At 56.9% G+C, this 25,522-nt stretch carries 25 protein-coding genes, 1 tRNA gene and 2 pseudogenes; 16 read left to right on the forward strand and 12 right to left on the reverse strand.

All coding sequences use genetic code 11. The features are described 5' to 3' along the window. Positions 1 to 340 precede the first annotated feature (340 nt). The 3 genes and pseudogenes from PLUT_RS09825 to PLUT_RS12100 form a co-directional block, all read right to left on the reverse strand. Complete coding sequence (locus PLUT_RS09825; RefSeq protein WP_041463928.1) at positions 341 to 937, reverse strand: mobile mystery protein B; 597 nt, start codon at positions 935 to 937, stop codon at positions 341 to 343. Next, positions 928 to 1,386 (reverse strand): mobile mystery protein A, encoded by a 459-nt coding sequence (locus PLUT_RS09830; protein ID WP_011358619.1) that lies wholly within the window; start codon positions 1,384 to 1,386, stop codon positions 928 to 930. The genes PLUT_RS09825 and PLUT_RS09830 overlap by 10 nt, the downstream gene beginning before the upstream one ends. A 668-nt stretch (positions 1,387 to 2,054) precedes the next feature. Beyond that, a pseudogene (locus PLUT_RS12100) lies at positions 2,055 to 2,117 on the reverse strand (hypothetical protein); the annotation flags it as partial. Between the two features lie 381 nt (positions 2,118 to 2,498). Here PLUT_RS12100 and PLUT_RS09840 point away from each other — a divergent pair. Continuing rightward, the gene (locus PLUT_RS09840) at positions 2,499 to 3,686 is read left to right on the forward strand and encodes a Fic family protein (protein WP_011358620.1); all 1,188 of its coding nucleotides are present in this window, start codon (positions 2,499 to 2,501) and stop codon (positions 3,684 to 3,686) included. Between the two features lie 78 nt (positions 3,687 to 3,764). Here the strand turns inward: PLUT_RS09840 and PLUT_RS09845 are convergent, their stop codons facing one another. After that, a complete protein-coding gene (locus PLUT_RS09845) occupies positions 3,765 to 4,040 on the reverse strand; it encodes a helix-turn-helix domain-containing protein (protein ID WP_041463929.1) in 276 nt (91 codons plus the stop codon). Beyond that, positions 4,033 to 4,338 (reverse strand): type II toxin-antitoxin system RelE/ParE family toxin, encoded by a 306-nt coding sequence (locus PLUT_RS09850; protein WP_011358622.1) that lies wholly within the window; start codon positions 4,336 to 4,338, stop codon positions 4,033 to 4,035. The genes PLUT_RS09845 and PLUT_RS09850 overlap by 8 nt, the downstream gene beginning before the upstream one ends. Before the next feature lie 100 nt (positions 4,339 to 4,438). Between PLUT_RS09850 and PLUT_RS11850 the strand changes: the two genes are divergently transcribed. From PLUT_RS11850 to PLUT_RS09895, 10 genes are all read left to right on the forward strand, one after another. Next, entirely contained in the window at positions 4,439 to 4,582 is a 144-nt protein-coding gene (locus tag PLUT_RS11850; RefSeq protein ID WP_162010071.1) for a hypothetical protein, read from the forward strand. A gap of 269 nt (positions 4,583 to 4,851) precedes the next feature. Then, on the forward strand, positions 4,852 to 6,108 hold the full coding sequence (coaBC, locus tag PLUT_RS09855; RefSeq protein WP_011358623.1) for a bifunctional phosphopantothenoylcysteine decarboxylase/phosphopantothenate--cysteine ligase CoaBC: 1,257 nt from the start codon (positions 4,852 to 4,854) through the stop codon (positions 6,106 to 6,108). Continuing rightward, on the forward strand, positions 6,105 to 6,704 hold the full coding sequence (locus tag PLUT_RS09860) for a uracil-DNA glycosylase (RefSeq protein WP_011358624.1): 600 nt from the start codon (positions 6,105 to 6,107) through the stop codon (positions 6,702 to 6,704). The genes coaBC and PLUT_RS09860 overlap by 4 nt, the downstream gene beginning before the upstream one ends. Next, positions 6,701 to 8,236 carry a replicative DNA helicase gene (gene dnaB, locus PLUT_RS09865; RefSeq protein WP_011358625.1) on the forward strand — a complete coding sequence of 512 codons (1,536 nt, stop codon included), beginning with the start codon at positions 6,701 to 6,703 and terminating at the stop codon, positions 8,234 to 8,236. The genes PLUT_RS09860 and dnaB overlap by 4 nt, the downstream gene beginning before the upstream one ends. Positions 8,237 to 8,248: 12 nt before the next feature. Next, a complete protein-coding gene (gene ptsP / locus PLUT_RS09870) occupies positions 8,249 to 10,054 on the forward strand; it encodes a phosphoenolpyruvate--protein phosphotransferase (protein ID WP_011358626.1) in 1,806 nt (601 codons plus the stop codon). 416 nt (positions 10,055 to 10,470) lie between these two features. Then, positions 10,471 to 10,713 carry a helix-turn-helix domain-containing protein gene (locus PLUT_RS09875; RefSeq protein ID WP_011358627.1) on the forward strand — a complete coding sequence of 81 codons (243 nt, stop codon included), beginning with the start codon at positions 10,471 to 10,473 and terminating at the stop codon, positions 10,711 to 10,713. Continuing rightward, positions 10,713 to 12,038, forward strand: a complete 1,326-nt coding sequence (locus tag PLUT_RS09880) for a type II toxin-antitoxin system HipA family toxin (RefSeq protein ID WP_011358628.1) — start codon at positions 10,713 to 10,715, stop codon at positions 12,036 to 12,038. The genes PLUT_RS09875 and PLUT_RS09880 overlap by 1 nt, the downstream gene beginning before the upstream one ends. Positions 12,039 to 12,098: 60 nt before the next feature. Then, a complete protein-coding gene (locus tag PLUT_RS11815) occupies positions 12,099 to 12,503 on the forward strand; it encodes a hypothetical protein (RefSeq protein WP_011358629.1) in 405 nt (134 codons plus the stop codon). Between the two features lie 389 nt (positions 12,504 to 12,892). Continuing rightward, positions 12,893 to 13,105, forward strand: coding sequence for an antitoxin MazE family protein (locus tag PLUT_RS09890; RefSeq protein WP_041464212.1), 213 nt, complete (start codon positions 12,893 to 12,895; stop codon positions 13,103 to 13,105). Further along, the gene (locus PLUT_RS09895) at positions 13,102 to 13,425 is read left to right on the forward strand and encodes a type II toxin-antitoxin system PemK/MazF family toxin (RefSeq protein ID WP_011358631.1); all 324 of its coding nucleotides are present in this window, start codon (positions 13,102 to 13,104) and stop codon (positions 13,423 to 13,425) included. Before PLUT_RS09890 ends, PLUT_RS09895 begins: the two co-directional genes overlap by 4 nt. A gap of 325 nt (positions 13,426 to 13,750) precedes the next feature. Here PLUT_RS09895 and PLUT_RS11820 read toward each other — a convergent pair whose 3' ends face one another. From PLUT_RS11820 to PLUT_RS09905, 3 genes are all read right to left on the reverse strand, one after another. Next, entirely contained in the window at positions 13,751 to 13,999 is a 249-nt protein-coding gene (locus PLUT_RS11820) for a hypothetical protein (protein ID WP_157858189.1), read from the reverse strand. A 178-nt stretch (positions 14,000 to 14,177) separates the two neighbouring features. Then, a complete protein-coding gene (locus PLUT_RS09900) occupies positions 14,178 to 14,477 on the reverse strand; it encodes a hypothetical protein (RefSeq protein WP_157858190.1) in 300 nt (99 codons plus the stop codon). After that, positions 14,464 to 15,633: an ATP-binding protein gene (locus PLUT_RS09905; RefSeq protein WP_011358633.1), complete on the reverse strand. Its 1,170-nt coding sequence runs from the start codon at positions 15,631 to 15,633 to the stop codon at positions 14,464 to 14,466. The genes PLUT_RS09900 and PLUT_RS09905 overlap by 14 nt, the downstream gene beginning before the upstream one ends. Before the next feature lie 372 nt (positions 15,634 to 16,005). Between PLUT_RS09905 and PLUT_RS12040 the strand changes: the two are divergent. Next, positions 16,006 to 16,152, forward strand: a pseudogene (locus PLUT_RS12040) (type II toxin-antitoxin system HipA family toxin); the annotation flags it as partial. 78 nt (positions 16,153 to 16,230) lie between these two features. On the opposite strand, the gene PLUT_RS09915 reads toward PLUT_RS12040, so the two are convergent. Beyond that, on the reverse strand, positions 16,231 to 18,336 hold the full coding sequence (locus PLUT_RS09915) for a peptidylprolyl isomerase (RefSeq protein WP_011358634.1): 2,106 nt from the start codon (positions 18,334 to 18,336) through the stop codon (positions 16,231 to 16,233). A 33-nt stretch (positions 18,337 to 18,369) separates the two neighbouring features. Then, positions 18,370 to 19,038 (reverse strand): protein-L-isoaspartate(D-aspartate) O-methyltransferase, encoded by a 669-nt coding sequence (locus PLUT_RS09920; protein WP_011358635.1) that lies wholly within the window; start codon positions 19,036 to 19,038, stop codon positions 18,370 to 18,372. Positions 19,039 to 19,133: 95 nt separating this feature from the next. Between PLUT_RS09920 and PLUT_RS09925 the strand changes: the two genes are divergently transcribed. After that, positions 19,134 to 19,709, forward strand: coding sequence for a GIY-YIG nuclease family protein (locus tag PLUT_RS09925; protein WP_011358636.1), 576 nt, complete (start codon positions 19,134 to 19,136; stop codon positions 19,707 to 19,709). A 4-nt stretch (positions 19,710 to 19,713) separates the two neighbouring features. Here PLUT_RS09925 and ftsY read toward each other — a convergent pair whose 3' ends face one another. Together ftsY and PLUT_RS09935 are read right to left on the reverse strand one after the other, a co-directional pair. Continuing rightward, positions 19,714 to 20,667: a signal recognition particle-docking protein FtsY gene (gene ftsY, locus PLUT_RS09930; RefSeq protein WP_011358637.1), complete on the reverse strand. Its 954-nt coding sequence runs from the start codon at positions 20,665 to 20,667 to the stop codon at positions 19,714 to 19,716. A gap of 227 nt (positions 20,668 to 20,894) precedes the next feature. Beyond that, a complete protein-coding gene (locus PLUT_RS09935; RefSeq protein WP_081423700.1) occupies positions 20,895 to 21,983 on the reverse strand; it encodes an ATP-binding protein in 1,089 nt (362 codons plus the stop codon). A gap of 452 nt (positions 21,984 to 22,435) precedes the next feature. Here PLUT_RS09935 and thiL point away from each other — a divergent pair, with 452 nt between their 5' ends. The 3 genes from thiL to PLUT_RS09955 all read left to right on the forward strand — a co-directional run bounded on the left by thiL (position 22,436) and on the right by PLUT_RS09955 (position 25,501). Next, positions 22,436 to 23,500 carry a thiamine-phosphate kinase gene (thiL, locus tag PLUT_RS09945; RefSeq protein ID WP_011358640.1) on the forward strand — a complete coding sequence of 355 codons (1,065 nt, stop codon included), beginning with the start codon at positions 22,436 to 22,438 and terminating at the stop codon, positions 23,498 to 23,500. Between the two features lie 97 nt (positions 23,501 to 23,597). Next, a tRNA-Leu gene (locus tag PLUT_RS09950) sits at positions 23,598 to 23,686 on the forward strand. A 447-nt stretch (positions 23,687 to 24,133) separates the two neighbouring features. Beyond that, entirely contained in the window at positions 24,134 to 25,501 is a 1,368-nt protein-coding gene (locus PLUT_RS09955; RefSeq protein WP_011358641.1) for a TrpB-like pyridoxal phosphate-dependent enzyme, read from the forward strand. Positions 25,502 to 25,522 lie beyond the last annotated feature (21 nt).

The following is a 25,522-nucleotide window of genomic DNA, read 5'->3' on the forward strand; positions in this document are numbered from 1 at the left end:
CTTTTCTGGTTCGAGGCAGATTGCAATACCAAAGCAGGGGTGCCATGGAAGAGGCAATATCGGAGACTTCGACACCTTCGACACTAACTTCGACACCTTCGACACTAGCTTCGACACTCGCAAGTTCATGAACTGAAGTGGACCCCAGCCATCAGACAACATCTGCTCGAGTTTAAGCAGGCTCGTACCACACGCCCCGCCCTCGGCCATGCTGTGTCAGATTGCCCTGTCCGGCCAGGTTCCGGAAGTGCAGTTGCAAGGTATTGCGACTCGCGCCGGTCAGCCTGACCGCCTCGCTGGTGGTAGTCAGATCGGCACCTGCGAGACAGCGGACCTGGTCTCAGGATCTTGCAAATACAGATAATGGATTGAAATCACCTTGATCGGCCGCTTTTACCGCATCGAGATATGTCTTCCTTATATTCCCATCAAGAGAGAGATCCCCGGTGCCCCAAGTGAACTGAGGTCGTTTGAACACCTGTTCGACGATGATGTCGGCCATTAATCGACTATGTCGACCGTTACCGTCAGGAAAACAGTGAATGCTGACAAGCCGGTGCTTGAAGCGGACCGCAATGTCATCAGGGCAAAATACTTCATTGGCGATCCAGCAGCCGACATCGCCCAGCAAGTTTCTTAACTCGACACCAATCTGCCATTTATCAACCCCGATATTTGTATTGCTTTTCCTGAATTCTCCAGCCCACAACCAAACGTCTCCAAACATTCGCTTATGGAGCTCCCTGACGAACCGCTCCGTAAGGATATCCCCCTGACGAAATCTGCGCGATAAAGACCAGTGCACTGCCTGTTCGATATTTTGCTGCTCGAACTCGTCAAGCTCCCCCCTTGTGGAAATGGTAGGAATAAGCAATCCATCTTGATCATCCTCACCGATCGGCGTCTGGCCAGGAAGATATTTAAAATCTAGTCCCATAACATTTTAGGCATTTCCCGCTTAATCTCTTCTGCCCGCTCCCTGATAGCGGCCTCAATACGCTCTGCGGAATTTTCCTGAGCTTCAAGCCTCATGCTCTGTGCGGCTCTTAGCACAATGTTGGAAGCAAGCTCCCGGGCTTTTCTGTCAACCAGCGCATTGATGCTGCCATCGTTCGGGACGAGCCCATACACCAGCTTCATATCCAAGGCTGATGCGATTTCCCTTAGAGATTTGATGGTTATGGATCCTTCTTTTTCCCGCTGCTCAATATTCTGGATGTTTTGCTTTGTGACCCCCAACTTGTTGCCGAGCTGCTGCATCGACATGCCGAGGGCTGTCCTGATGGCTTTTATCCAGCCTGTAGGTGGAGCCGTGAGTGCGGCAGCAGGATAAAATGCCTGCATTTTATCGTCCAGATGCTTCTGTTGTAATAATCTGCTCTTCATGACGTCAATCCTTATATTGTCAAATACATAACAAAAGTAATGCTATATATTGACATTTCATATCTTTATGACAATAGATATATTTACCATTTATCGATCGACAGTGAGCGGACAACATCGCGAGTGTGAGGGCTGCGCGATATTGAGGAACATAAGACACGACCGAGGGACATTGAATCCGCCCTGCACGACAACTTCTTACATCAGGAGGAAAAGCGGAACCTGCAACGGGAAGCGATTGCGCATAGTACCGTGCAGAAGAGAATAGACTCCATGCATGCGGAAGGAATGCTGCAGGACCCTGTGTCCGGCACCTTCATACAGTGGCTGCATGAGCAGTTCTATCTAAATCTGCCGGAGAGCATGTGCCAAATTGAAAAGCAGGGACGGTCGCTGACCATTGTTCCAGGTGAATACCGGAACAGAGCGGAGCAGGATGTCAGTGTAGGCCTGCATCAGCCTCCATCAAGCATACATGTCAATGATTTTATGGCCTATTCAATGGAGCGCGCTATACCCTTGCACCCATGGGAAAAGGCATGCGCATCGTCGCCATGGCCGCAGCTCATCATCGGTTTAACTACATTCATCCTTTCCCGGACGGCAATGGCAGGGTTAGCCGATTGTTGATCAATACGGGATACTGCGGATTTCCTGGTGTGCAGTTTCTCAGCCAGACCGTTCTGAGTCAGACCTGCCTGGATTCTGGCCTGACGCAGTAACTCCCCAATCCGGAACTGCTCATAGCCCCGATCAAAAGTTCAGGCAAAATCCGCCGGAAGATTCGCCCCTTTTCTCAAGTGTACAGCTCAAGATCATCCATGCTCCCCCCGCATGTATCCCTTGAGGTGGATAGTAATCCAACACAGAAATACCCAATCAAACCTGGGCACCAGAGAACATTGAGGAGACCGCCGGGACGCCTAAGGGGAGCGCACATGGAGGTAGTTTCAATGCGGTCGGCTCACTGCAGAAAACAGCGAAAAAAAACAAACCGGTCGTTCGATAAACAGCAGAGAAAAACATCGGCAAAAATATCGGCATAATTTTTACCATAAAACGCGTAAATTGTTTTGTTTATAACATAAAAGCAAAAAAATAATCGGCAGAAAATGACACTTATAGAAGTACCTGCCCGTATAGACCCATGTATGCCCAGCGCACTGGAACCCGAAGTAGTCGATTTGATCGCCTCGCTGTCATCTGCAGCAGGATTGCTCGACAGTTCCCTGCATCCGGTAACGGCTGGTAGCCTTGCAGATCTGGTAAGGGTCATGAACTGCTACTATTCCAACCTCATTGAGGGACATAAGACACGACCGAGGGACATTGAATCCGCCCTGCACGACAACTTCTTACATCAGGAGGAAAAGCGGAACCTGCAACGGGAAGCGATTGCGCATATTACCGTGCAGAAGAGAATAGACTCCATGCATGCGGAAGGAATGCTGCAGGACCCTGTGTCCGGCACCTTCATACAGTGGTTGCATAAGCAGTTCTATCTAAATCTGCCAGAGAGCATGTGCCAAATTAAAAAGCAGGGACGGTCGCTGACCATCGTTCCAGGTGAATACCGGAACAGAGCGGAGCAGGATGTCAGTGTAGGCCTGCATCAGCCTCCATCAAGCATACATGTCAATGATTTTATGGCCTATTTCATGGAGCGCTATACCCTTGCATCCATGGGAAAAGGCATGCGCATCGTCGCCATGGCCGCAGCTCATCATCGGTTTAACTACATTCATCCTTTCCCGGACGGCAATGGCAGGGTTAGCCGATTGTTGAGTCATGCTATGGGCCTATACGCTGGAATCGGGGCACATGGCCTCTGGTCAATATCCAGAGGGCTTGCAAGGGGGCTTGAGGGGCCTGGTGATTATATGAGGATGATGGAGCGTGCCGATATGGCACGCCAAGGCGACCTTGATCTGCGAGGAAACCTCTCCCTCAGGGCACTGAATGATTTCATCATCTGGTTCCTCAAGGTCTCTCTGGACCAGATCACGTTTATGCAGAGCTTGTTTGCATTTGATTCGCTCTCGTCAAGGCTGCGGATGTACTGTCTCAGAGAGGAGTGGGACCGCGAAGCATTCACGCTGCTTGAAGCCGTCCTTGTCCGAGGCGAGATTCCGCGGGGCGAAGTCGCCCGCATCACATCAAAAAAAGAGCGGAGCGCAAGGATAATGCTCAGCGGCCTCATACAGCATGGCATCCTCGGCTCAAGCACCCCGAAATCCCCTGTCTCACTCCGCTTCCCCGTTTCCGCCGCCGAAACCCTCTTTCCGAATCTCTTCCCTTAAAGACCAAAAGGGGCAGCGCCAACAATTCGCAGGCGTAATCCAGCATATGAAAGGTGAGGTTCGCCGACCATCAATCAACTACTGAATCACCACCTTCAGTTTTTTCCCGAGGGCCTCGGCATAATGGGCAAGCGTCGACAAACGAATATCTTCCGAATGGTTCTCAATACGGGATACTGCGGATTTCCTGGTGTGCAGTTTCTCAGCCAGATCGTTCTGAGTCAGACCTGCCTGGATTCTGACCTGACGCAGTAACTCCCCAATCCGGAACTGCTCATAGCCCCGTTCAAAAGTTCGGGCAAAATCTGGAGAAGATTCGCCCCTTTTCTCAGTGTACCGATCAAGATCATCCATTGTTATTCCTCTCGAGATAGTCATGTTTACGTTTTGTAGCAAGCGCAATTTCCGAGGCGGGGGTCTTCTGGCTTTTCTTTCGGAATCCGTTGGTCAATACAACCAGACGCCCACCATCTAGAAATCCCAACAGGCGAAAAGCATTACTTCCCTGCTGAGCCCGAATCTCCCAAATGCCATCGGAACCCTGGAATTTTATTGAAATACTCGGTCGATACCGAATGTAGCTCTCGTACCAATCGAAGCACCCAAAGAACCTTCTTGACTTCCTTGTCAGAAAGGGTATCCAGGTATTCATCGACAGGACTTTTCCCCGACGGGGTCTTAAAGAAGAAGATTTCTCACAGATCAAATGTTAACAAAAAGGTGAACCACCTGCAACAGTATAAAGTTTCGACTTGCGCAGGAGCAGTCTCGAGGAGCTGAGAGAGAACGACTTTGAGATTGATGGCCTGACCGGGTATCGCTGTTCCGATTCTCCCATGAGGGTTTCGATCCAGTTGCCGATTTTCTGGATTTCGCCGACGAAGTGGACCGCCTGATTGCCCTGGGGAAGCCCGAGGCTTCAGTCTCGCTGCATCCCACTACCGACTGATCCAGCTCGACTGGCTGTGGAGTTCACCCTGTGATGAGATTGTTTCGTTGAACCGCATGGAGGAGGGCGGGTTTAGAAGTCACCATGACGATCACCATGACGATAACTATGACGATAACTATGACGTCAGACCTCCTCTGTCCGGCCCTTCAGGCGGTTCAAAGGGGGCATCTGGCAACCTTTTTTGTGGAAGGGAATTTTGTACATTAAGGGTATATGGTTTTTGCATTAAACAGGGGTTGCAGCGTGAAGGGAAAGCGGATTGTACTGGGGGTGTGCGGCGGAATTGCCGCGTATAAAACACCACATCTGGTGCGTCTCCTGAAAAAGGCGGGCGCTGAGGTGAGGGTTGCGCTGACCGAAGCCGGCGGGCGGTTCGTCAGCGAGCTCTCTCTTGCGACCGTGTCCCAGGAACCCGTCCTCCGCAGCATGTTCCCCGCAACCGACACTCCCGGAGTCGACTATACAACCCACATCTCGCTTGGAGAGTGGGCCGACGCCCTCGTCATTGCGCCGGCAACAGCCAATACGATCGCCAAACTGGCCGCAGGGCTGTCGGACGACATGCTGACCGCCTGCTTCATCACCCTCCGTCCCGACCGGCCGGTGCTCATCTTCCCCGCCATGGACGGCTATATGTTCGCATCCCCTTCGGTGCAGCGCAATACAGGTACCCTCTCTCAACAGGGGTGCCGGGTGTTCAGCCCCGAACAGGGAGAACTCGCTTCAGGCCAGTGCGGCCTCGGCCGCATGGCTGATCCCGAAGAGATCGTACGCCAGCTTCAGGAAGCACTCACACCGGACCCTATCCTCAGCGGAAAACATGTGGTGGTGACTGCCGGCCCGACGCGCGAAAAGATCGACGGGGTGCGCTTCATTTCCAATTACTCTTCGGGCAGGATGGGCTTCGCCATCGCCCGGGCGGCTTACCGTCGCGGTGCCCGTGTGACCTTGATTGCCGGTCCTGTGCAGCTTCCAACCCCCGAAGGCATTGTGTGCATCAAGGTCGAGAGCGCCCGGGAGATGGACGAAGCCGCACGCGCTCTGTACGAGGGCACGGATATCTTCATCGGGGCGGCAGCGGTGGCCGACTACCGTCCGCTGGAAGCGGTTGAGGGCAAGCTGAAAAAAGGTGCAGAGACGATGGCGGTACAGCTCCAGCTGAACCCCGACATCCTTGCCGGGTTCGGAGCACAGAAAAAGGCGGGACAGCTCGCCGTAGGCTTTGCGCTCGAAACCGCCGGAGGCCTCCTAAACGCAAAAGGCAAGCTCGAATCGAAGAACCTCGACCTCATCGCATTCAATACCTTCGAACAGCCGGGTTCGGGCTTTGAGGGCGATACGAACCGCCTGACCCTTATTGAGCGGAACGGCAGAACGGATGCGCTCCCCCTTATGACGAAAGACGAAGCCGCAGGAAAGCTGCTTGAGGCCGTCTCCCGGATTATGGGGGCGGAGGGAGGGAACGCTTGAAGGACGTACCCACAGCAGAAGCACTCGGGGCACTCCGCCTGGAAACGCTCGAGTGCCGGAAATGCCGGCTTGCCGAAACCCGCAACACGGTTGTGTTCGGTGAAGGCGACCCTGAATCGAAGCTGGTGGTGATCGGTGAAGGACCCGGGGCCGAGGAGGATGCAACAGGCAAGCCATTCGTCGGCCGCTCGGGCCAGCTGCTCACCAAAATCCTTGCGGCAATCGGCTTCAGCCGCGAGGAAGTGTTCATCTGCAACATCGTCAAGTGCCGGCCGCCACAGAACCGCAACCCGGCGCATGATGAAATAGCGGCATGTACCCCGTGGCTGAAAAGCCAGATCGAAATCATCCGTCCGAAGGTGATCCTCCTGCTCGGAAAGGTTGCGGCAAACACCATCCTCCAGAACTCGCTTTCGATGGGTGCGATGCGGGGGAAGGTGCTTCAGTGGGAAGGAGTCGACTGCTTCGTGACCTACCATCCGGCCGCACTGCTCCGCAACCCCAACTGGAAGCGGGGGTGCTGGGAGGACGTGCAGCTGCTCAGGCACCATTATGACAACATTACCATGCCCGTCAAGGAGACGGGGGCTGAATGAAAAGGGACAGAAAAGAGGACAGGAACATCATAGATTTCGATCAGGACATCGATTTTTCCAGAGAGAGCCGCATACCGCCCTACTCCACGGAAATCGAGCAGGAGGTGCTTGCGTGCCTTCTGCTTGAGGAGGATCCGATAGAGCAGGTCGTGCAGATCTTCGCCGACAGCGGAGCACTGGTGTTCTATGAGCGGCGCCACCAGATCATCTTCCGGGCAATGATGCAGCTCTACAACAAGCGGCAGGCGATCGACCTCATCACTGTGAGCGAAGAGCTGGTGAAGATGGGCGAGCTCGACAACATCGGCGGAAGACACTATCTGGCGGAACTCTCCGGCAAGGTGATCAGCGCTGCCAATGTGGAGTACTATGCGCGCCTGGCAAAGGAGAAGTTCCTCTACCGGAGGATGATATCGATATCGACGAAGATCTCGGAGAGCTCCTACAGTTCGTCGATGGACATCTTCGATCTTGTGGAGCACGCCTCCCAGCAGTTCTTCAACATCTCGCAGGCGGGCATCAAGAAAAGGGCCACTCCCATCAAGGAGCTGGTGAAGAACGGCATCCATATGCTCGAAACCCTCCGCGCCTCCCAGTCATCGGTGACCGGTGTTGGATCGGGGTTCTCGGAGCTCGACCAGATGACGGCCGGGTTCCAGCGCTCTGACATGATCATCATCGCTGCGCGTCCTTCGGCCGGCAAAACCGCATTTTCGCTGGCGCTCGCCCGCAACGCGGCCGTCGATTTCCAGACACCGGTGCTCTTCTTCTCCCTTGAAATGGCCGAAGTGCAGCTGGCCGTCAGGCTCATGTGCGCCGAGGCCATGGTGGAGTCGCAGCTGGTGAGGACCGGCAGGATTTCAAACGAGATGATGGGACGCATCATCAACAATATGGACAAGCTGAACGAGGCAAAGCTCTTCATCGACGACACGCCGGGCATCTCCATCATGGAGCTGACCGCCAAGACCCGGCGCATGAAGCAGGAGCATGACATCGGCATGGTGGTCGTCGACTACCTCCAGCTGGTAAGTCCCGTGCGTGACGGCAAGAGCAACCGCGAGCAGGAGATCGCCCAGATATCGAGGTCACTGAAAGCGCTGGCAAAAGAGCTCAACATCCCGGTCATCGCCCTCGCCCAGCTCAACCGCTCCGTCGAGCAGCGCACCGGCGACCGCCGCCCGCAGCTTTCCGACCTTCGTGAATCGGGCTCCATCGAGCAGGATGCCGACGTGGTGATGTTCCTCTCACGCCCCGAGATGTACGGCAAACAGACCTTCGAAGACGGCTCCTCCACCAAAGACGTGGTGGAGATCGTCATCGGCAAACAGCGAAACGGTCCGATCGGCGACATCCGCCTGCTGTTCCTGAAGAACCACGGACGGTTCCAGTCGATGGCCAACGCCTACATCACCGCAGCAGCTGAATCCGAAGTCGATTACGGCAACACCGACCACTACCGGGCGCCCGAAGCGGACCAGCCGCCGGACAGAGAGGGGGCCTATATCAATCATGACGAAGCACCGTTTTAACCTGATTACCTCATGCCCGCACACACACCGAACGAGGAGCCTCCCGCCACCCGGAAAGGAGCGGAAGATGCAGTACCAGGCGCCCGAAAAAGCCGGCGGCGCAAGGAGGAGCGCTACACGGGCATCGCCGCATCCCGCGGCATCGCAATCGGGGAGTGCTATGCGTTCGTAAAAGAGACGGAGATTCCGCTTCCCCTGAAGCTGGAACCCGAAAAGACCGAAGCGGAGGTCGAGCGGTTCCTCACTGCGCTCGGCCGCTCGGAGAAGGAGCTCCGTAAAATAGAGCGCGTCACCATCAAGAAGCTCGGAAAAAGCTACTCGAACCTCTTTCAGGCGCAAATCATGGTGCTGCACGATCCCGTGCTCACCGAATCGGTCACCCGGCGCATCCGCTCTGAGATGCGGCCTGCGAACCTCGTCATCGAGGAGGAGTTCTCGAAGTACCTTGAGCTGTTCCGCAAGTCGGACGACGAACTGTTCCAGGAGCGCGCCGACGACATGCAGGACATCAAGGACCGCATCATCCGCAATCTCCATGTCCGTAAACTGCACTCATGGATCCCTGAAGGGGTGATTGTAGCCTCCGACCACCTCTCACCGGCCGACATCGTGCTGCTCAGCCGCAGCAACATCAAGGGGTTCGTCACTGACACGGGAGGAAAGACCTCGCATATCTCCCTCATCTGCAAGTCACTGAAGATTCCGATGGTCGTCGGGCTCGGCAAACTGTCGCAGAAGGTGGTTGCAGGACGGCAGATGATCATCGACGGAAGCACCGGCACGGTGCTTGTCGACCCTTCGGAAGAGAGCATTGCGGAATACACCGCCCGCCAGAAGGCCGAGCAGAAAAGCGAAGAGGATGAGTCGGAAGCGGCCGTCTATCCCGCAATGACGAAGTGCGGCGTACGGATCTGCTTCTACGCGAACATCGACTTCAAGGAGGAACTCGACGCCATCTGCGCTGCCGGCGCCGAAGGCGTGGGGCTGTTCCGGAGCGAGAACCTGTTCACCGACGCATCCAAAGTACCCTCAGAGTCCCTCCAGGAACGCTACTACTTCCAGATGGCCGACGCCATCGCCCCCCTGCCGCTCGATATCCGTCTTTTTGACATCGGAGGGGACAAGCTGATGTACTCGCCAGTCAAGGAACCCAACCCCAACCTCGGCTGGCGGGGCGTGCGCATCCTGCTCGACCTGCCTGAAATCATCGAAGCACAGATCACGGCCATACTGAAAGCCAACCTCCACGGCAACATCGACATCCTCGTACCGATGATCATGTCGCTTGACGAGATTGCGGCGGTACGCGCCATTCTGGACAGGCTCTACCTGGAGATTTCACAGAAAAGCGGACTGCAGATCGAAAAACCCGGCTTCGGCGCCATGATTGAAGTGCCGGCAGCCGTGGAGCTGATCGAGGAGATCACCCGGGTGGTCGACTTCATCAGCATCGGCACCAACGATCTCACCCAGTACACCCTTGCCGTCGACCGCAACAACGTCATCGTACAGGACCTGTTCGAGAAGTTCCACCCCGCACTCATCCGCCAGCTGTACCGCATTATTTCAACGGCACAGAAAAACCGCTGCAAGGCGATCATATGCGGCGACATGGGTTCCGACCCGCTCGCCCTTCCATTCCTCCTCGGATGCGGCCTCCGCCACTTCAGCGTGGTCAGCTCCGACATCGCAAAACTCAAGTCGCTCGTCGGCCGCTACACGCTCGAAGAAACCGAAGGGCTCGCCCGTGAGTGCCTGATGCTCACCACCGCAGAAGCCATCAAGGACCGCCTTGAACGGTGCCGCAGCATGCACTGAAAACCGCCCTGGATTCCACAGTAAAAACACAGGCCCCCAGCACACCCCTTGCAGGCAGCGTATGCTCCGCCGACAAGGGGAAGATGGAACGATGCCTGCTCACCCGTGCCCGTTCATTACGAATACAGCCCCCTGCACGTCCTCATACCAGAGCCGTATGCGACGTCCCCCCCCCCTTTACCGACGCTCCCGTCCGGCAGAGAGAGAGGAAGAGAGCAAGAGAGAGCCGTAGCACTCCTGGCACCGCCGTCAGACGGATTTCCCTTTTTTTCCATAATCCAACCAGCAGGATTCGTTGTTTTATCCCGAAAAACGGATAAATTGATTTTATCCCATATAAAGGATAATCGAGTGTTGGCCATTGACAGTGAGACCCTCATAACGAGGGTACCATCAAAATTCGTACAAGACGCCAGATGAACACCATCCGCACCACGAAACAACTTGCACTGCTGCTGCAGGGATATCGCAAGGAACAGCAGCTGTCACAGGAGCAAGCGGCAGAGAGAGTCGGGATGAGCCAAAAAATGGTATCGGCCTTTGAAAACCACCCGGAACGCTGCTCCATCGGAAACCTCTTCAAACTGCTTTCCGCCCTCGGCCTTGAACTCTCGCTCAAAAGAAAAGCAGATGGATCAACAGACAAAGGCGAGTGGTAATGGGCAGAGCATCAAGCACGAAAATGCTCCGGCTCCTGATGAATGGAGAGGATGTCGGAAACTGGACTGTCCGCCCAAACGGTATGCATGAGTTCGGCTATACCGCCTCGTGGCTTACCCTGCCGCATGCCCGGCCGATCTCTCTTTCCATGCCGTTACGAACTGAACCTTACCGTGGTGAAGCGGTCTACGCCTACTTCGACAACCTGCTGCCGAACAATGACCAGATCAGGCGAAGAATCCAGAACCGCTTTGCCGCCGGAGGCATCGATCCGTTTTCGCTCCTGCAGGAAACCGGACGCGATTGTGTTGGTGCCATCCAGCTTCTCGCCCCAAACGATACAGGAGAAGATATCCGAACCATCCGGGCAACGGCTCTTGACCCGGCAGGAATCGCATCCCTCTGCAATAATACAACCCGGGACGCCGCCTTCGGCAAAAGAGAACAGGCGGGTGACGAATTCAGGATTTCTCTTTCCGGGGCAAAGGAAAAAACGGCCCTTCTTTTTCATGAAGGCCGGTGGATGATTCCCCACGGCACCACACCCTCAACCCATATCCTCAAACTGCCACTCGGCACAATCGGCCAAAACCATATCAACATGGATTTGTCGATCGAAAACGAGTGGCTCTCCCTGAAGATCCTCGAGGCATACGGAATTCCTGTCGCCAAAGCAACCATCGAAACCTTCAGCGACGTGAAATCGCTCGTTGTAGAACGCTTCGACAGAAAACCGTCCCGTGAAGGGGACTGGATCATGCGCCTCCCGCAGGAAGACCTATGCCAGGCCACCGGGACACCGCCTTGGCAGAAATACGAAAGCGATGGTGGTCCGGGCATCGAAGCCATCATGCAGCTCCTCCTCGGCTCAGCGCGTGCAGAGGATGACCGGAAGCTGTTCTTCCAGATACAGGTTGCCTTTTTTCTTCTCGCGGCTATCGATGGGCACGCAAAAAACTTCAGCATCTTCCTTGGTCCCACAGGAACGTTCCACCTCACGCCCCTCTATGATACCCTCTCGGCTTTTCCTGTCATCGGAAACGGCCGAAATCAGCTTCCTCCCGGAGAAATCACCATGGCCATGGCTCTTTGGGGTAAAAGCCGTGTGTACCGATGGGCAAACATGACACGGCGCCACTTCATCACCACTGCAAGAAGCTGCGGCCTTACAGGGCGTGCCGCCGAAACCATCATCGATGATATGCTGCAGCGAACGCCGCAGGTTCTTATGGATACCGCCCGACAACTCCCGTCCGGGTTCCCGGAAAGCGTAGCCGGAGCAATCTTTGACGGTGTGGAGCAGTCACAGGAAAGAATTGGATGAAAGAGACCCTGTGCCCTGAAATGAGACCGTACGGCAGTCTTTTCCGCCAATACATGCTACTTGAGAAAGGAGGCCCTCGCTGACATCCCTCTACTCTCATCTCCTGGGGAACTGTTCGAGGCCGAGCTGCCCCGCTTCAGCCGGGTTGGAGAGGAGTGCCGGCCGCTGACAGGGTTGTTTCATAGCTACCTGCTTCGTGGCAGCTTTCCCCAGACCGCACTACTGGAAAGCACCCCTATGGCACAGAAACTTCTTCGTGAAGACATTGTCGACAAAGTCCTCAAGCGCGACATCTGCTCCATGTTCGGCGTAAGGAGACTCAAGGAGCTTGAGCAGACATTTCTGTATTTCTGCCAGCATGACGGGGGGATGCTTGACATCCCCACACGCTGCAACAATCTTGATGTCAATAAAAAGACTGTACTCAACTTCATGATGCTGCTTGAATCAGCTCACCTGATATAGAGGCTGAAGCCGCCTGGTTACGGCAAGGAAATACTGAGGGGCCGAGAGAGAAAGGCCTGCTGGAAGACTCCACAGCGCTTGGCCGGGTTGTTGAAACAGCATTTTTCAAACACGTCTTCGAATGCCACCACAAAGAGAGCGGCGCATTTTCGTACGGGAGAGACCCTTCCACCCAGCATGAGATTGATTCCATATTGTTTTTCTCTCTGATCTCACTGAGAATGTATCAATCGATTATTATCGAAGACTTTCGCCGGGGGCGTACTTTTTACCGGCTTTTTGTCGGGACCCCTTTTCTGTCTTTTCGATACGGAATTTTGTTGCATGTAGCGATGTTTTAGTATATGTTACATGTTACAGGATCAAACAATAACTCAAGGATGGATACTATGGCGGGGGTAGCCGAAAGAGTTCAAAAGTACAGGGCGGGCTTACGCAAGGCCGGGATGCGCCCGTTGCAAATATGGGTTCCCGATACCCGGCGGGCAGGGTTCGCGGCGGAGTGCAGGCGGCAATCGGCCCTTTTGAAAAAAGATCATCAGGAAAAGGAAGTCCTGCAGTTTCTGGAAAAGGCCGCAGACCGTGAAGGGTGGACGGCATGAAGCGGGGCGAGCTCGTCTCCATTGCATTATCAGGCGACTACGGCAAGCCACGCCCTGCCCTCGTCGTTCAGTCTGATTTCTTTTCTGAACATCCTTCTGTGACGGTGCTGCCCGTGACCAGCGAACTTCGTTCAGCGCCGTTGTTTCGCATTGAGATTCCTCCGACGGCAGACAACAACCTGAAAAAGCTTTCCCAAGTGATGGTGGATAAAATCCAGACCGTCCCTTCTGAAAAGGTGGGGCCTGTTTTTGGACGGCTCGATGATACAAGCTTACTCGCCATTAACCGGGCATTGGCTTTGTGGCTGGGGTTTGCGTAGGCTTGCCCCACCAATCATTCACGACCGCGTTGATTACGCAGCCTTTTGTTAAGCCCGTCCCAACCATCGATTACATCCGTTCTCCAAGGCCGAAGGATCGCCAAGGATGTAGGTTTCGCCAAACCTCGAACACATTGCAGCCCTTCGATGGAAAGTGTTCTCGAGTTGACCCGAAAGGCGCTTCACCATTCTTCTGCATGTGGTATTAATCCTAGCCTTGCCGTTTTCCTCAACCAGAACGCAGCGCCTTGCATGGTACTGAGTAAATCTACTCAGTACCATGCAGGGCAGCTCTGTTTGGTGCAAGCGTGACAATGCGTGAGCTTCACTCCAACTGCATTCGTAGGGCGGTCCGGCCGCCATGGGCTGCCGGATGCGGTATCCCATCAGCCTGATAGCCATTTCGGCGATTCTGCCCCATACGAGCCAGCTGCGGGAGGTTCAGCTCGATGGAGTCGTAGATGTGGATGATTCCTTTGTTGGGGTGGGGGGAGATGGCCGTGGAGCGTGATGAGGTTGGGGTTACTGGTTTGATGAGATTCTGCAGGCGCTGGAGATGGGCGGTGTGATGCATTTTCCTGTAAGCCCTGATTTCAATTCGGCTGCAGGGCTTTTGCCGGTTATGCAATTTTCAAGTTCAACTTGAATATTACATACTTCAGAACAAGTACCGAACAGAAACCCGTAGGATGCATCATAACAACCGACGCGGCTTCCAGTCCCTGTCTTCATCCTTCAGGGAGCCATTCTTTCTACCATGCAGGCGGGGACAGCAAAAACACGTCTTCGAATGCCACCACAAAGAGAGCGTCGCATTTTCGTACTGGAGAGACCCTTCCACCCAGCATGAGATTGATGTCATCGCCGACACAGGCGAACGACCCGTGCCGTTCGAGGTCAAGTTCATGGACGGTGCTAAAGAGACCGGGAACCTGAAAAAACTGAAAGCATTCTGCAGGACCCGCTCCGTCGAGGGCGGGTGTGTAATCACCCGTGATGCCGCTAAGGGCTCCCGGGTGTCGCTGCCCCCCTCCCCCCTCATCCATGCTCATCGACGAGCCTTGAGGCGCTTTGGTAGCCGATCACATCGACATCACTCCGCCGTTGGTGTTCCGTGCCGCCATAGATCAGGCTTAACGTCTGAACGCGTTCACCGAGCGTGTTATGGACAGCGTGCAACGAGGTAAAAGCCTCCTTCGCAACAGTCATTCCTGATTTAATTTCGGCAAGACCGATCTTCTCCCCATCTTCAAAGAGCAGGTCGACCTCCCTGCCGTTGCTGTCCCGGTAAAAAAAGAGACGGGAGTGCCGCCCCAGATTTTTCTGCCTCTTCACGACCTCCAGGACAACCAGATTCTCGAACAGGTTCCCTCGAAGGGGGTGTGAAGCCAGATGCGTTTCATCACGGATGCCGATAAGCCAGGCGGCCAGACCCACATCACAAAAGTAGAGCTTGGGTGATTTGGTCAGGCGCTTGCCAATGTTGGCGAACCATGGAGGGAGAAGGAAAACGATAAAAGATGCCTCAAGAACGCTCATCCATGCCCTTGCCGTCTGGCTCGAAATGCCCGAGTCGGCCGCCAGACTGTGCAGGTTCAGAAGCTGACCGGTCCTGCCGGCGGCAAGACGCACAAAGGTTTCGAATGCGCTGAGATTGCGGAGCTGCATCAGTTCGCGAAGATCCCTTTCAATGTATGTTGCAAAATAGTCTCCGAGCAGGACCGTCGGATCAAGCCTGTCGGCATGGATGCGCGGGTATCCTCCGGCATAAAGCATTCGGTTGATGGAGGTGTCGGCGCCAGCGCCCTGCAGCTCCGCAATGGAGAGGGGGAGAAGTTCGAGCAGAGCCGTACGACCTGCCAGAGATTGGCTGACGCTACGACTAAGCTCGAAGTGATGGCTGCCAGTAAGGATGAACTCGCCTTTGCGGTTATGCAGGTCAACCCGGACCTGAAGCCAGGAAAGCAGTTCGGGCACTCTCTGAATCTCATCAAGAACGGCTCCCTCGGGAAACTGCTCAAGGTACCCCCGGGGGTCGGACTGTGCGAAGGCCCTCGTATCCGGCCGTTCGAGGTTGCTGTATGGCTTTTCTGGAAAGCATTGCCTACAGAGAGTTGTTTTTCCAGATTGGCGGGGCCCGGTGAGGGTGACGATCGGGTACTGCCCTGACCTCTCCTTCATGGTAGGAGCAAGATGTCTTTGGATCATTGTTATGCAATTTTCAAGTTCAACTTGAATATTACATACTTCAGAACAAGTACCAAACAGAAACCCGTAGGATGCATCATAACAACCGACGCGGCTTCCAGCGCCTGTCTTCATCCATCAGGGTGCCATTCTTTCTACAATGCAGGCGGAGACAGCATAATGACCAGATAAGGATAACCATCATTTAGAAAGAACACATATACAGCAATAAACAGTTATCCTCAAAGAAGGAGGATTCTACCCTGTGGATTCAAATTTCGGGGTCTTCATGGACTCATGTCCCGACCGGCGGGGCCAACAGCTGATACTGCGGCGGGAAGCCCTTCCTGCAGAAGAACAGAGGCGTCATCCCATGGCACCCGGTGCATGACAATGCTGCACCATATCGATAGCGATGATGCCGGTTATCTGGAAATCGCGGAGTTCATTGCTTCGTACGGGGAACCTGCAGCTGTCAACCAGGACCTGCATGAGCTTTTCACCCGGACTGCATTCAATGTCGCCACAGCACATCGCGACCTTCATCTGAGAAACCATCTGTTTCTCCGCTCGCCGACGGGATGGAGGCTTTCCCCCGTTTCCCGAACCCCGCCCCGTTCAGGGGCGGGTATCCTCGATCTTGGCCTGTTTGCGGATGGAAGCGAAGTATTCGCTGAAGAGCTGTTCCTGCTTCATCTGCAGGAGACGGGGGGCGACAGCCGCTTTTTCAAGGGCGGGGTCCAGCCCTTCGGGAAGAGTTTTCTTCTGCACCATGAAGACGGCAAAGCCGTCATTACCCCTGACAGGCAGGGAGAGCTTCTGCACCGGCATGCCGGCCATGGCCTCCACAAGGGGACGGTCAACCCCGTAGCCCGGAATGAACCCGTCGCTCCAGCGGATGTCGTCGGCAGTGAAGAGGCTGAAGTTCTTGTCCGCGGCAGCGATCTTCTGCAGCGTGGCGCCGGGAACCGAGACCAGCGCCTGCAGCTTCTTTTTGATGAACTCCCCCTTTTTCTCCCGTTTCAGTTCTGTGGTAATGGCCGATTTAAGCTCATCGTCAAGCTTGCGGTAACCGGTGTCGTTCTTCCCGGTAAGGCTCATGACATAGAATCCCCGCTCGGTATCAAGTACGTCGGAGAGGTCGCCCTCACCGGCCTTGAAGGCGAATGAAGCAATCTTTTCGCTGTAGCCGATGGAGGGAATCGGCATGTTGCGGGTGAAGTCGCCGGTTTTGGCAATCTCGCGTTTTTCAGTTTCGGCTGTCTTCGCAAACCCTTTATCCTTCGCATCCATCTGGAACGCCATGGCGATGCGGCGCACACTCTCGGCAGTTTCGGTCGAAGGACGGATGTTGCGGGAAAGGGCGGAGCCGACAAATGCACTGCGGTCGAACCCTTCCACCTTGATGATGTGAAGGCCGAAGCGGGTTGCGACAGGGCCTACAACCGTTCCCGGCGCTGCACTGAAGACCGCATCGGCGAACTCCGGCACCATGCGCTCACTCCGGAACCAGCCAAGCTGGCCACCGCTCCGGGCGCTGCCGATGTCAGCGGAGTAACGGCGTGCAAGATCGGCGAACGAAGCACCGCCCTTGAGCTGCCGGAGGATGTCCTGCGCCTTTGCGCCGGCCTGCTGGGCCTCGGCCCTGTTTGCGGGATTGAATCCGATGAGGATATGCGAGGCACGGGCGACGGGCTGCGAAGCCGTCACGATCTGCTTCACTTTCAGGAGCCGGTAGGCGCCCTGATCTGCGACAGGGCCGATCATCCCGCCCGGCCGCATGGCGGGGGAGCCGAAGATGGCAGAACCTGCTTCGGGTGAAAATACGGAACGGTCAAACGTCCTGTCGGCGCCGCCGGGCTCATCGCTCTGCACCGACACAAACGCGCTGTCGGAGGAGGCAGAGGCAAAGTCACCCCTGAGTGACTCAAGTTCACTGCGGGCCAGCAGACTGTCCTTTGCTGAAGGAACGAGCGGGAAGAAGACGTACTCGGCTGAACGCGAAGGGGGCTGAAGGAACATCTCCTTGTGCTCGTCATAATACTTCCGCAGTTCATCGTCCTTCACCGGGAAGCTGGCATCGTCACCGGCGTAGCTGTAAGGAACAGGGATGAACGAGGCCGACATGCGGGTATACTGGCGGAGGACAAGTTCATCGACCTCCCGGTCCGTCACGTGCGCCATCGTGCCGAGTGCACGAAGCAGCTTCTGGATCTTCAGTTCACGGCGGATGATGTCTTCGACCTGTACCCACATTTCCTTGTTCCGGGGATCCTTGCGTGCGCTGTCAAGCCGTGCGCGGTCGATGGCGCCGGTAGCGGGGTCCATGAAGTTGCGGGCGATGATCTGGGGCGGATCGGGGCGCTGGATGGCAGCCAGGATTTCAGAATCCTCGATGGTGATCCGGAACTTCCGGAACTGCTCTTCAAGCAGCTTCTGGTCGACAAGGGTGTTCCAGGCCTGTTCCTTGAGACCAAGCTCCGCTTCGGGCGAGATGTCTGCTCCGGGGTTGCTCTGGCGGTAGTTTTCGCTGTACTGGCGGTAGATTTCCTCATACTCGCTGTAGGGCACCGGCGTGCCGTTCACACTGCCCGCCTGGCCGTTGCGGCCGGCCGGTCCGCTGAAGTTCATGCCCCATTCGAACACGATGAGGGCGAGGAATGCGGCAAGGAGCGTGTAGAGGATGATATGCGTTTTATCGCGCATGCTCGTCATGAGTGCCATAAGACTTCCCTGTGTATGGTTGCTGCTTTTGTGTTACGATTGTTCCTGTTCTTCTTCCCAGCCTTCCCTGCCGATGAGCGGCACGAAGGCGAATTCATGATACCGTTCCTTCAGAAAGACCTCGCCGCGGCGGGTAATGACGGTCATCTGCTGCACATCCATCCCCCCGAGCGGAATGACGAGGCACCCGTTGTCCGAAAGCTGGCGGAGGAGCGCTTCGGGCTCCTTCGGTGCTGCGGCAGTGACCAGGACGGCGTTGAACGGGGCCTCCTCCGGCCAACCCTCTGAGCCGTCCCCGAGTTTTGCTGCAACGGGGAGGGCAAACCGCCTGAAGCGCCCCAGGGCCTCGCTGTAGAGCGCCGCAACCCTCTCGATGGTAAAGACCCTGTAGCCCATGGCATCGAGGATGGCCGACTGGTAACCCGATCCGGTGCCGACCTCCAGCACCTTGCCGGACGGCACCCTGTCGGCAAGCAGGCTCGTCATGTAGGCCACCGTATAGGGCTGCGAGATGGTCTGGCCGTGCCCGATGGGCCACGCCGCATCGTCGTAGGCGTGCTCCCGCTCGCTTTCGGGGAAAAACAGGTGGCGGCGGACCTCCAGGAACGCCTCGAGGACCCTTGCATTCATGATGCCTGAGCGCCGAAGTCCCTCGACCATCTCCCTGCGCCTTCCGTCAAATACCGATTCGCTCCATTCCATACCTGAAATCCTTTATCTTTAGAGACACAGGCGCAGGGGGAACGCTCCGCTAATATTGCATCAAAAGGGGAAAAAGCCAAACAAAGAGAGCCGCCATGAGCGAACTGCAGTGCACGATACTGGGTGAAGGGTGCAGGATGGGAACCTACATCCTCTTCATCCGCCTCAAGGCTCCGCTCCTGATTCCGTTCGGGCGGTTCATGGGCGGCCGACCCGTCGAGGCCCCGGAGGGCGACTACGTCTACGTCGGCTCAGCTCTCGGAGAGCGGGCCTCGGGTTCACCGCTTGCCCTGCGCCTCTTGCGTCACGCCTCCCGTTCAGGCAAAAAACCCGCGCACCCGATCCGGCGCCTTATGCTCCGGGAGTTCCAGGCCGCCGGCCTCACAAGCGGACCTTCCGCCCGCCACCCCCTTAAACATCTCCGCTGGCACGTCGACTACCTGCTCGAGCGGCGGGAAGCTGAACTCTTCCGGGTAATCGCAATCCGAAGCCCCCTGCGGCTCGAGGACGCGCTCTCCGTCGTCCTGAACACGCACCCTGCCGCCGAAGCCCTCGCTCCCCGTCTCGGGGCTCAGGACCGTAAACAGGGCGCACACCTGCTCCGGCTTTACGACACCGCGGCCGTCATGGCCGACATGGAGAACGCTGCGCTCCATCTGACGGGGAACTGAAGAACTACTCCTCCAGACGGCCGAGCAGTGCGGCGACGAACTGCCGGCGGTCGAAGAGCTGCAGGTCGTCGATCTTCTCTCCCACACCGATGTACTTCACCGGCAGCTTGAGTTCCCGCGATATAGAGAGCACGATGCCGCCTTTGGCCGTACCGTCAAGCTTGGTGACAATGATACCCGTCACATGCACGAACTTCATGAACTCCCGGGCCTGCTGCACGGCGTTCTGGCCGGTGGTGCCGTCAAGCACCAGCAGCACCTCGTGCGGGGCCTCGGGGATCTTCTTTTTGGCCACCCGCATGATCTTGGCAAGCTCCTCCATCAAATGACTCTTGTTGTGCAGCCGGCCTGCCGTATCGACCAGCACCACGTCAGTGCCGCGCGCCACGGCCGAGCTGACGGCATCGAACACCACCGAGGCGGGATCTGCACCCTGCCCCTGGCCGATGAGCGGCACGCCGGCCCGTTCGGCCCATACCTGCAGCTGCTCATAGGCCGCTGCGCGGAACGTGTCAGCGGCGGCAATGACCACCTTCTTCCCCGCCCGCTCGTAGTTGGAGGCAAGCTTGGCCACGCTCGTGGTCTTGCCCGCGCCGTTCACCCCCACGATGAGGATCACATGGGGCCTGGCCGCAAGCGGTGCGTCGAACTCGACCGGATGCTCAAGGCTGCTGTCCCTGAGCATGCCCGAGATTTCATCGAGCAGCATCCGGTTCAGCTCTTCTTCAGAACGGTAGGTCTCCCGTTTCGCCCGCAGGGTGATGGCCTCGACGATGTCGAGCGTCATCTCCACGCCGACATCCGCCCCGACGAGGATGTTTTCGAGTTCCTCAAGGAACTCGTCATCTATTTCCGTTTTTCCCTTCGTCACCACAGCCAGCTTCTCGCGAAGTGTCTCGCGCGTCTTGCCGAGCCCTTCAGTCAGCCGTGAGAGTTTGAACTTGTCAAAAAAACCCATATGCAGTCATGTTAATCCAGCCCCGAAAGGCAATTGAGTTCCCCCATGCGGCGCACCCATTGCAGCCGATCCAGTCAATATAACGAGCACTCCAGCCATAACGGCATGCCACCCTGCATAAAAAAAGCGGCAGTCTCTCTCTCTCTCTAAACCCGCCCCGTCCGTCGAGGCCCGGTGCGGCAAGCGGCCGGTTGCGCTCGAATGGTACAACACCTCACGAAGCAGCCCTAAGGCTGTTTCAACGGCTGCCATTCTGCTGAAGCAAGCATCGATGCCGGTACAGCATCAATCCCCTCAGCCATCGCCCACGGCTCTCCTTCAGCATGGCACATGACGAAAAGACGGTCGAGCTCAAGCGTCTTCAGGGCCCTGCGCATCGACAGCGTGACTTGCGGTGACCGGGTAAGCTTGATTTCAAACCCCACCCTCTGAGCGTTTTTTACGATCAACAGGTCCAGTCCCGCACCCGCATGCAGGCCCCAGAAAAAAGCCTCACCACACTCCGCATGGGTCCGCCGGATAAGCTCCTGTACCATGAACCCTTCCCACGAGGCGCCGCATTTCGGATGGGCCAGCAGATCGTCCCGCCCGCCGATTTTCAGAAGGCTGTGAAGAATGCCGGTGTCGGCCACATACACCTTCGGCGACCGTACCTCCCGCTTGCCCGTATTGGCATGCCACGGAAGAAGGCGAAACGCCATGAACGTGCCTTCCAGGATATCCAGATAACGGCCGACCGTTTTGTCGCTGACGCCAAGCGAACGACCCAGTTCGCTCCCGCTCCAGGTCCGGGCGTGATAATGAGCCAGCATGGTCCAGAAACGCCGCAGCGTCAGGGCCGGCAAGTTGATGCCCAGTTGCGGAAGGTCGCGCTCAAGATAGGTGCGGATAAAGGATTCCCGCCATTCCAGACTGCCGGCGTTGTCGAGCGCAAGCAATGCACTCGGCAAGCCGCCCCGCAGCCAGCGATCATCCAGCCAGTCGCTTTTGGCTGCTGCAGGCGCATATTCGTCCAACCCAAGGCCGTCAAGTTCATGAAAAGCCACCCGTCCGGCAAGGCTTTCCGATGTCTGCTTAAGAAGTTCAGGCGCGGCGCTGCCGAGAATCAGAAAGCGGGCAGGCAGTTCCTCGCGGTCGGAAAGCACCCTCAAGAGAGGAAAAAGATCCAAACGAAGCTGTATTTCATCCAGTACAACCAGGCCGGTCAATGGCCGCAACACAAACGAGGGATCGCTGAGGCGGGCCTGATCGTCAGGATCCTCCAGGTCAAAGCGGTGCACGGGGCCCTGCCAGACGGCTGCAAGCTGCCTGGCCAGCGTGGTTTTGCCTGCCTGCCGGGGTCCGAAAAATAGCTACCACGGGAAAAGCGGCTAGCTGTCGGACAAGATCCTGAATATGGCCTTTTCTTGGTATCATGACGGAAATATATGAAGATTCGGAGTCAGTCTCCGAATCTTCATGCCAACAACAAAAAACACAGCACGCTCCCTCACCAACGGGAACGAGCGGCCGGAATCGGAGCGGAAAACAGCTTTTGGTCGCATCCGCAAAGCCATCGGCACGCCGAAGGCTTCAAGAGAAATCTGGATTTGCTTCGTAGAGAGGCTCTCTGGCCACAGAAGCGAAGATGTTGTTTCTCCCGGGGAAAATACATACAATTCGGAATGGCGCGTCCAACTGACTTCGGGAGAGGTGCGGAAGGCGTCACGCCCCTGAGGGTAACGCCCCATCATCCAGAACCACATTACCGTGCACAGCACCTTGAAGCATGACACACAAAACAACCGCTGAGGTCGGAGAGTTCGGCCTCATCGACAGAATCTCCGCCATCGTCAAGCCCACCCTTGCGGCCTCACCCGGCCTCATCGCCGGCATCGGCGACGACTGCGCCGTCTGGCATCCGGCGGCGGATATGACTGAAGTGGCTTCAACCGACCTGCTTTTGGAGCAGGTCCACTTCGACCTCCTCACCACCCCCGTGAAGCACCTCGGAAGCAAGGCGATCAGCGTCAATGTCTCCGACATCTGCGCCATGAACGCCATACCGCGCCACGCCCTCGTCTCCATAGCCGTGCCGCCGTCATTTCCAGTCGAAATGATCGAGGAGCTCTACCGAGGCATGGAGGCCGCCGCCCGGGAGTACGGGATCGCCATCGTCGGTGGCGACACCTCGCGCTCACCTTCCGGGCTCGTGCTGTCCGTCACGGTAACAGGGGAAGCCGAAGAGGCCAACATAACCTACCGGAAAGGGGCCGAACCGGGAGACCTCGTCTGCCTCACCGGCACACTCGGCGGCTCGGCGGCCGGCCTCAGGGTCCTGACGCGCGAAAAGCTCATCATGATGGAGCATATCGAACACAATGAAGCGTACGAAGGCAGCATCATGGCCGACCTGAAGGAGTACAGCGGCGCCATTCAGCAGCACCTGCTCCCGCTTGCACGGCTCGACATCGTCCGCTTCCTCCACGAACGCCGGGCGCACCCCTCGGCCATGATTGATGTGTCCGACGGACTCGGCCAGGACCTCGGCCACATCTGCAGCGCATCGGGTACCGGCGCGCTCCTGCAGGAGAACCGCATCCCGGTCAACTCCACCGCCCGGCTGATTGCCGACGAGCTGCAGGACGACGCCCTCGGCTGGGCGATAGGCGGAGGAGAAGACTACCAGCTGCTCTTCACCATGCCACATGAGGAATACCAGAAGATCGCCGACAACCGCGACATCTCGGTAATCGGCGAAATCACCCCCAAGGAACAGGGCATACTGCTCAAAGACATCTACGGTATCGAAATAGACCTCCAATCGCTCCCCGGATTCGACCACTTCCGATGATGAGGGAGGGGACGGGTACAGGAATAATCAGCAACACATGGAGGGTGGCGCATTCTGCTTGTGAAAATGAGGGAAGAGTGTAACTTTACCAGGCTTGGCCGAAGTGGCGGAATTGGTAGACGCCCGGGACTTAAAATCCCGTGTTCAGCAATGAGCGTACGGGTTCGACCCCCGTCTTCGGCACCACCCAGCATAGGCTTACATAAGCAACAGCCCTGAAACCCCTGCAGATAAGGGAACCCCACAGGGTAGCCGGCGATTAATTCAAGTCCAGTGAGTATGCCGGCAGGTAGAGCGCCCCGAGCCCCAGCATGCCAAGCAGGATCTGGAGCGTAAGCGCCGTAAGTAAAGCACGATTGCAGAAAACCAACCCTCGCCTCACCCGCGGGGGTTTTGCATGCCCCGCCCCAAACACCCTCACACCCGCCCATCCCCAAGATCGACCTCCCCATTGATCTCTTTCCAGCTGCGCTTGTCATCCTCCAGCACCATACGCCCTAGGCTGCCGCAACAAAAAAAATCGCACCCACGACCCATCCTCCGACGTTTTCCCTATGGAAGCGGCCAAAGACTTTCTTTTCTTTAGAGAACCCCGAAACGGACACGGAACATCCACACAAAACCCACCGCCTCATGAGTACAGAGCCCACCAAGATCCTCCTTACCGAAGATGAGATGCCGCGCCAGTGGTACAACATCCAGGCCGACCTCCCCGTACCGCTCCCCCCTCCCGTTGGCCTTGACGGCACACCCATCGGTCCTGACGACCTCGCCCGTGTGTTCCCGATGAACCTGATCGAGCAGGAGATGAGCACCCAGCGGTGGATCGACATCCCGGAGGAGATCCTGGGAATCCTGAAACTGTGGCGCCCCTCGCCGCTCTACCGGGCTCACCGCCTGGAGGCCGCACTCGGAACCCCCGCAAAGATCTACTACAAGAACGAGGGGGTGTCTCCGGCCGGAAGCCACAAGCCGAACACCGCGGTAGCGCAGGCGTGGTACAACAAACAGTTCGGCATCAAGTACCTCACCACCGAAACCGGTGCCGGGCAGTGGGGCAGCGCACTTGCGATGAGCTGCAAGCTCGTCGGCATCGAGTGCAAGGTGTTCATGGTGCGCATCAGTTTCGATCAGAAGCCCTTCCGCAAGATCATGATGAAGACCTGGGGAGCCGACTGCATCCCGAGCCCGAGCATGGAAACAGCCGTGGGCCGCAAAATCCTCTCTGAGATGCCCGATACCCCGGGAAGCCTGGCCATCGCCATCAGCGAAGCCATCGAGCAGGCCGTAGAACGCGAAGACACCCGTTACGCACTCGGCAGCGTGCTGAACCATGTGATGATGCACCAGACCATCATCGGTCTTGAGGCCAAAAAGCAGCTCGAAAAGGTGGGACTGTATCCCGATGTGGTGATCGGGTGCGCAGGCGGTGGCTCGAACTTTGCCGGCATCAGCTTCCCGTTCCTCTGCGACAAGATCCACGGCAAAGAGGTGCAGGTGATCGCCACGGAGCCGGAAGCATGCCCGACCCTGACCAGGGGACCCTATGTGTACGATTCGGGAGATGTTGCCAAAATGACGCCGCTCCTGCCGATGCACAGCCTCGGCCACGGGTTCATCCCGCCGGCCATCCATGCCGGAGGCCTCCGCTACCACGGCATGGCGCCGCTCGTGAGCCATGTGCGCCAGCTGGGACTCATTGAAGCCACCGCCCTGCCGCAGACCGAGTGCTACCAGGCAGCCCTGCTGTTCGCCCACACCGAAGGGTTCATACCCGCACCGGAAACCTCGCACGCCATCGCTCAAACCATCCGGGAAGCGAAAAAGGCGAAGGAGGAAGGCAAAGAGAAGGTGATCCTCATGAACTGGTCGGGACACGGCCTGATGGACCTGCAGGGCTATGACGCATATATGTCGGGTAAAATCAGCGACTTTCCGCTGCCGGAGGAGATGCTGCAGCGCTCTCTGGAGGCATTGAAGGACCATCCGCCAACGCCCTGAGAGACCGGAGGAAGGGCGCCA

It is taken from the genome of Pelodictyon luteolum DSM 273, from assembly GCF_000012485.1.
GTDB lineage: Bacteria > Bacteroidota > Chlorobiia > Chlorobiales > Chlorobiaceae > Chlorobium > Chlorobium luteolum.

What these genes read in the sequence shown, in the direction of transcription:
- PLUT_RS09825 (WP_041463928.1), bottom strand. Translation starts at nt 937, where the DNA reads ATGGGACTAGATTTTAAATATCTTCCTGGCCAGACGCCGATCGGTGAG.
- PLUT_RS09830 (WP_011358619.1), bottom strand. Translation starts at nt 1,386, where the DNA reads ATGAAGAGCAGATTATTACAACAGAAGCATCTGGACGATAAAATGCAG.
- PLUT_RS09840 (WP_011358620.1), top strand. Translation starts at nt 2,499, where the DNA reads ATGACACTTATAGAAGTACCTGCCCGTATAGACCCATGTATGCCCAGC.
- PLUT_RS09845 (WP_041463929.1), bottom strand. Translation starts at nt 4,040, where the DNA reads ATGGATGATCTTGATCGGTACACTGAGAAAAGGGGCGAATCTTCTCCA.
- PLUT_RS09850 (WP_011358622.1), bottom strand. Translation starts at nt 4,338, where the DNA reads ATGAATACCTGGATACCCTTTCTGACAAGGAAGTCAAGAAGGTTCTTT.
- coaBC (WP_011358623.1), top strand. Translation starts at nt 4,852, where the DNA reads ATGGTTTTTGCATTAAACAGGGGTTGCAGCGTGAAGGGAAAGCGGATT.
- dnaB (WP_011358625.1), top strand. Translation starts at nt 6,701, where the DNA reads ATGAAAAGGGACAGAAAAGAGGACAGGAACATCATAGATTTCGATCAG.
- ptsP (WP_011358626.1), top strand. Translation starts at nt 8,249, where the DNA reads ATGCCCGCACACACACCGAACGAGGAGCCTCCCGCCACCCGGAAAGGA.
- PLUT_RS09875 (WP_011358627.1), top strand. Translation starts at nt 10,471, where the DNA reads ATGAACACCATCCGCACCACGAAACAACTTGCACTGCTGCTGCAGGGA.
- PLUT_RS09880 (WP_011358628.1), top strand. Translation starts at nt 10,713, where the DNA reads ATGGGCAGAGCATCAAGCACGAAAATGCTCCGGCTCCTGATGAATGGA.
- PLUT_RS09890 (WP_041464212.1), top strand. Translation starts at nt 12,893, where the DNA reads ATGGCGGGGGTAGCCGAAAGAGTTCAAAAGTACAGGGCGGGCTTACGC.
- PLUT_RS09895 (WP_011358631.1), top strand. Translation starts at nt 13,102, where the DNA reads ATGAAGCGGGGCGAGCTCGTCTCCATTGCATTATCAGGCGACTACGGC.
- PLUT_RS11820 (WP_157858189.1), bottom strand. Translation starts at nt 13,999, where the DNA reads ATGCATCACACCGCCCATCTCCAGCGCCTGCAGAATCTCATCAAACCA.
- PLUT_RS09900 (WP_157858190.1), bottom strand. Translation starts at nt 14,477, where the DNA reads ATGAGCATGGATGAGGGGGGAGGGGGGCAGCGACACCCGGGAGCCCTT.
- PLUT_RS09905 (WP_011358633.1), bottom strand. Translation starts at nt 15,633, where the DNA reads ATGATCCAAAGACATCTTGCTCCTACCATGAAGGAGAGGTCAGGGCAG.
- PLUT_RS09915 (WP_011358634.1), bottom strand. Translation starts at nt 18,336, where the DNA reads ATGGCACTCATGACGAGCATGCGCGATAAAACGCATATCATCCTCTAC.
- PLUT_RS09920 (WP_011358635.1), bottom strand. Translation starts at nt 19,038, where the DNA reads ATGGAATGGAGCGAATCGGTATTTGACGGAAGGCGCAGGGAGATGGTC.
- PLUT_RS09925 (WP_011358636.1), top strand. Translation starts at nt 19,134, where the DNA reads ATGAGCGAACTGCAGTGCACGATACTGGGTGAAGGGTGCAGGATGGGA.
- ftsY (WP_011358637.1), bottom strand. Translation starts at nt 20,667, where the DNA reads ATGGGTTTTTTTGACAAGTTCAAACTCTCACGGCTGACTGAAGGGCTC.
- thiL (WP_011358640.1), top strand. Translation starts at nt 22,436, where the DNA reads ATGACACACAAAACAACCGCTGAGGTCGGAGAGTTCGGCCTCATCGAC.
- PLUT_RS09955 (WP_011358641.1), top strand. Translation starts at nt 24,134, where the DNA reads ATGAGTACAGAGCCCACCAAGATCCTCCTTACCGAAGATGAGATGCCG.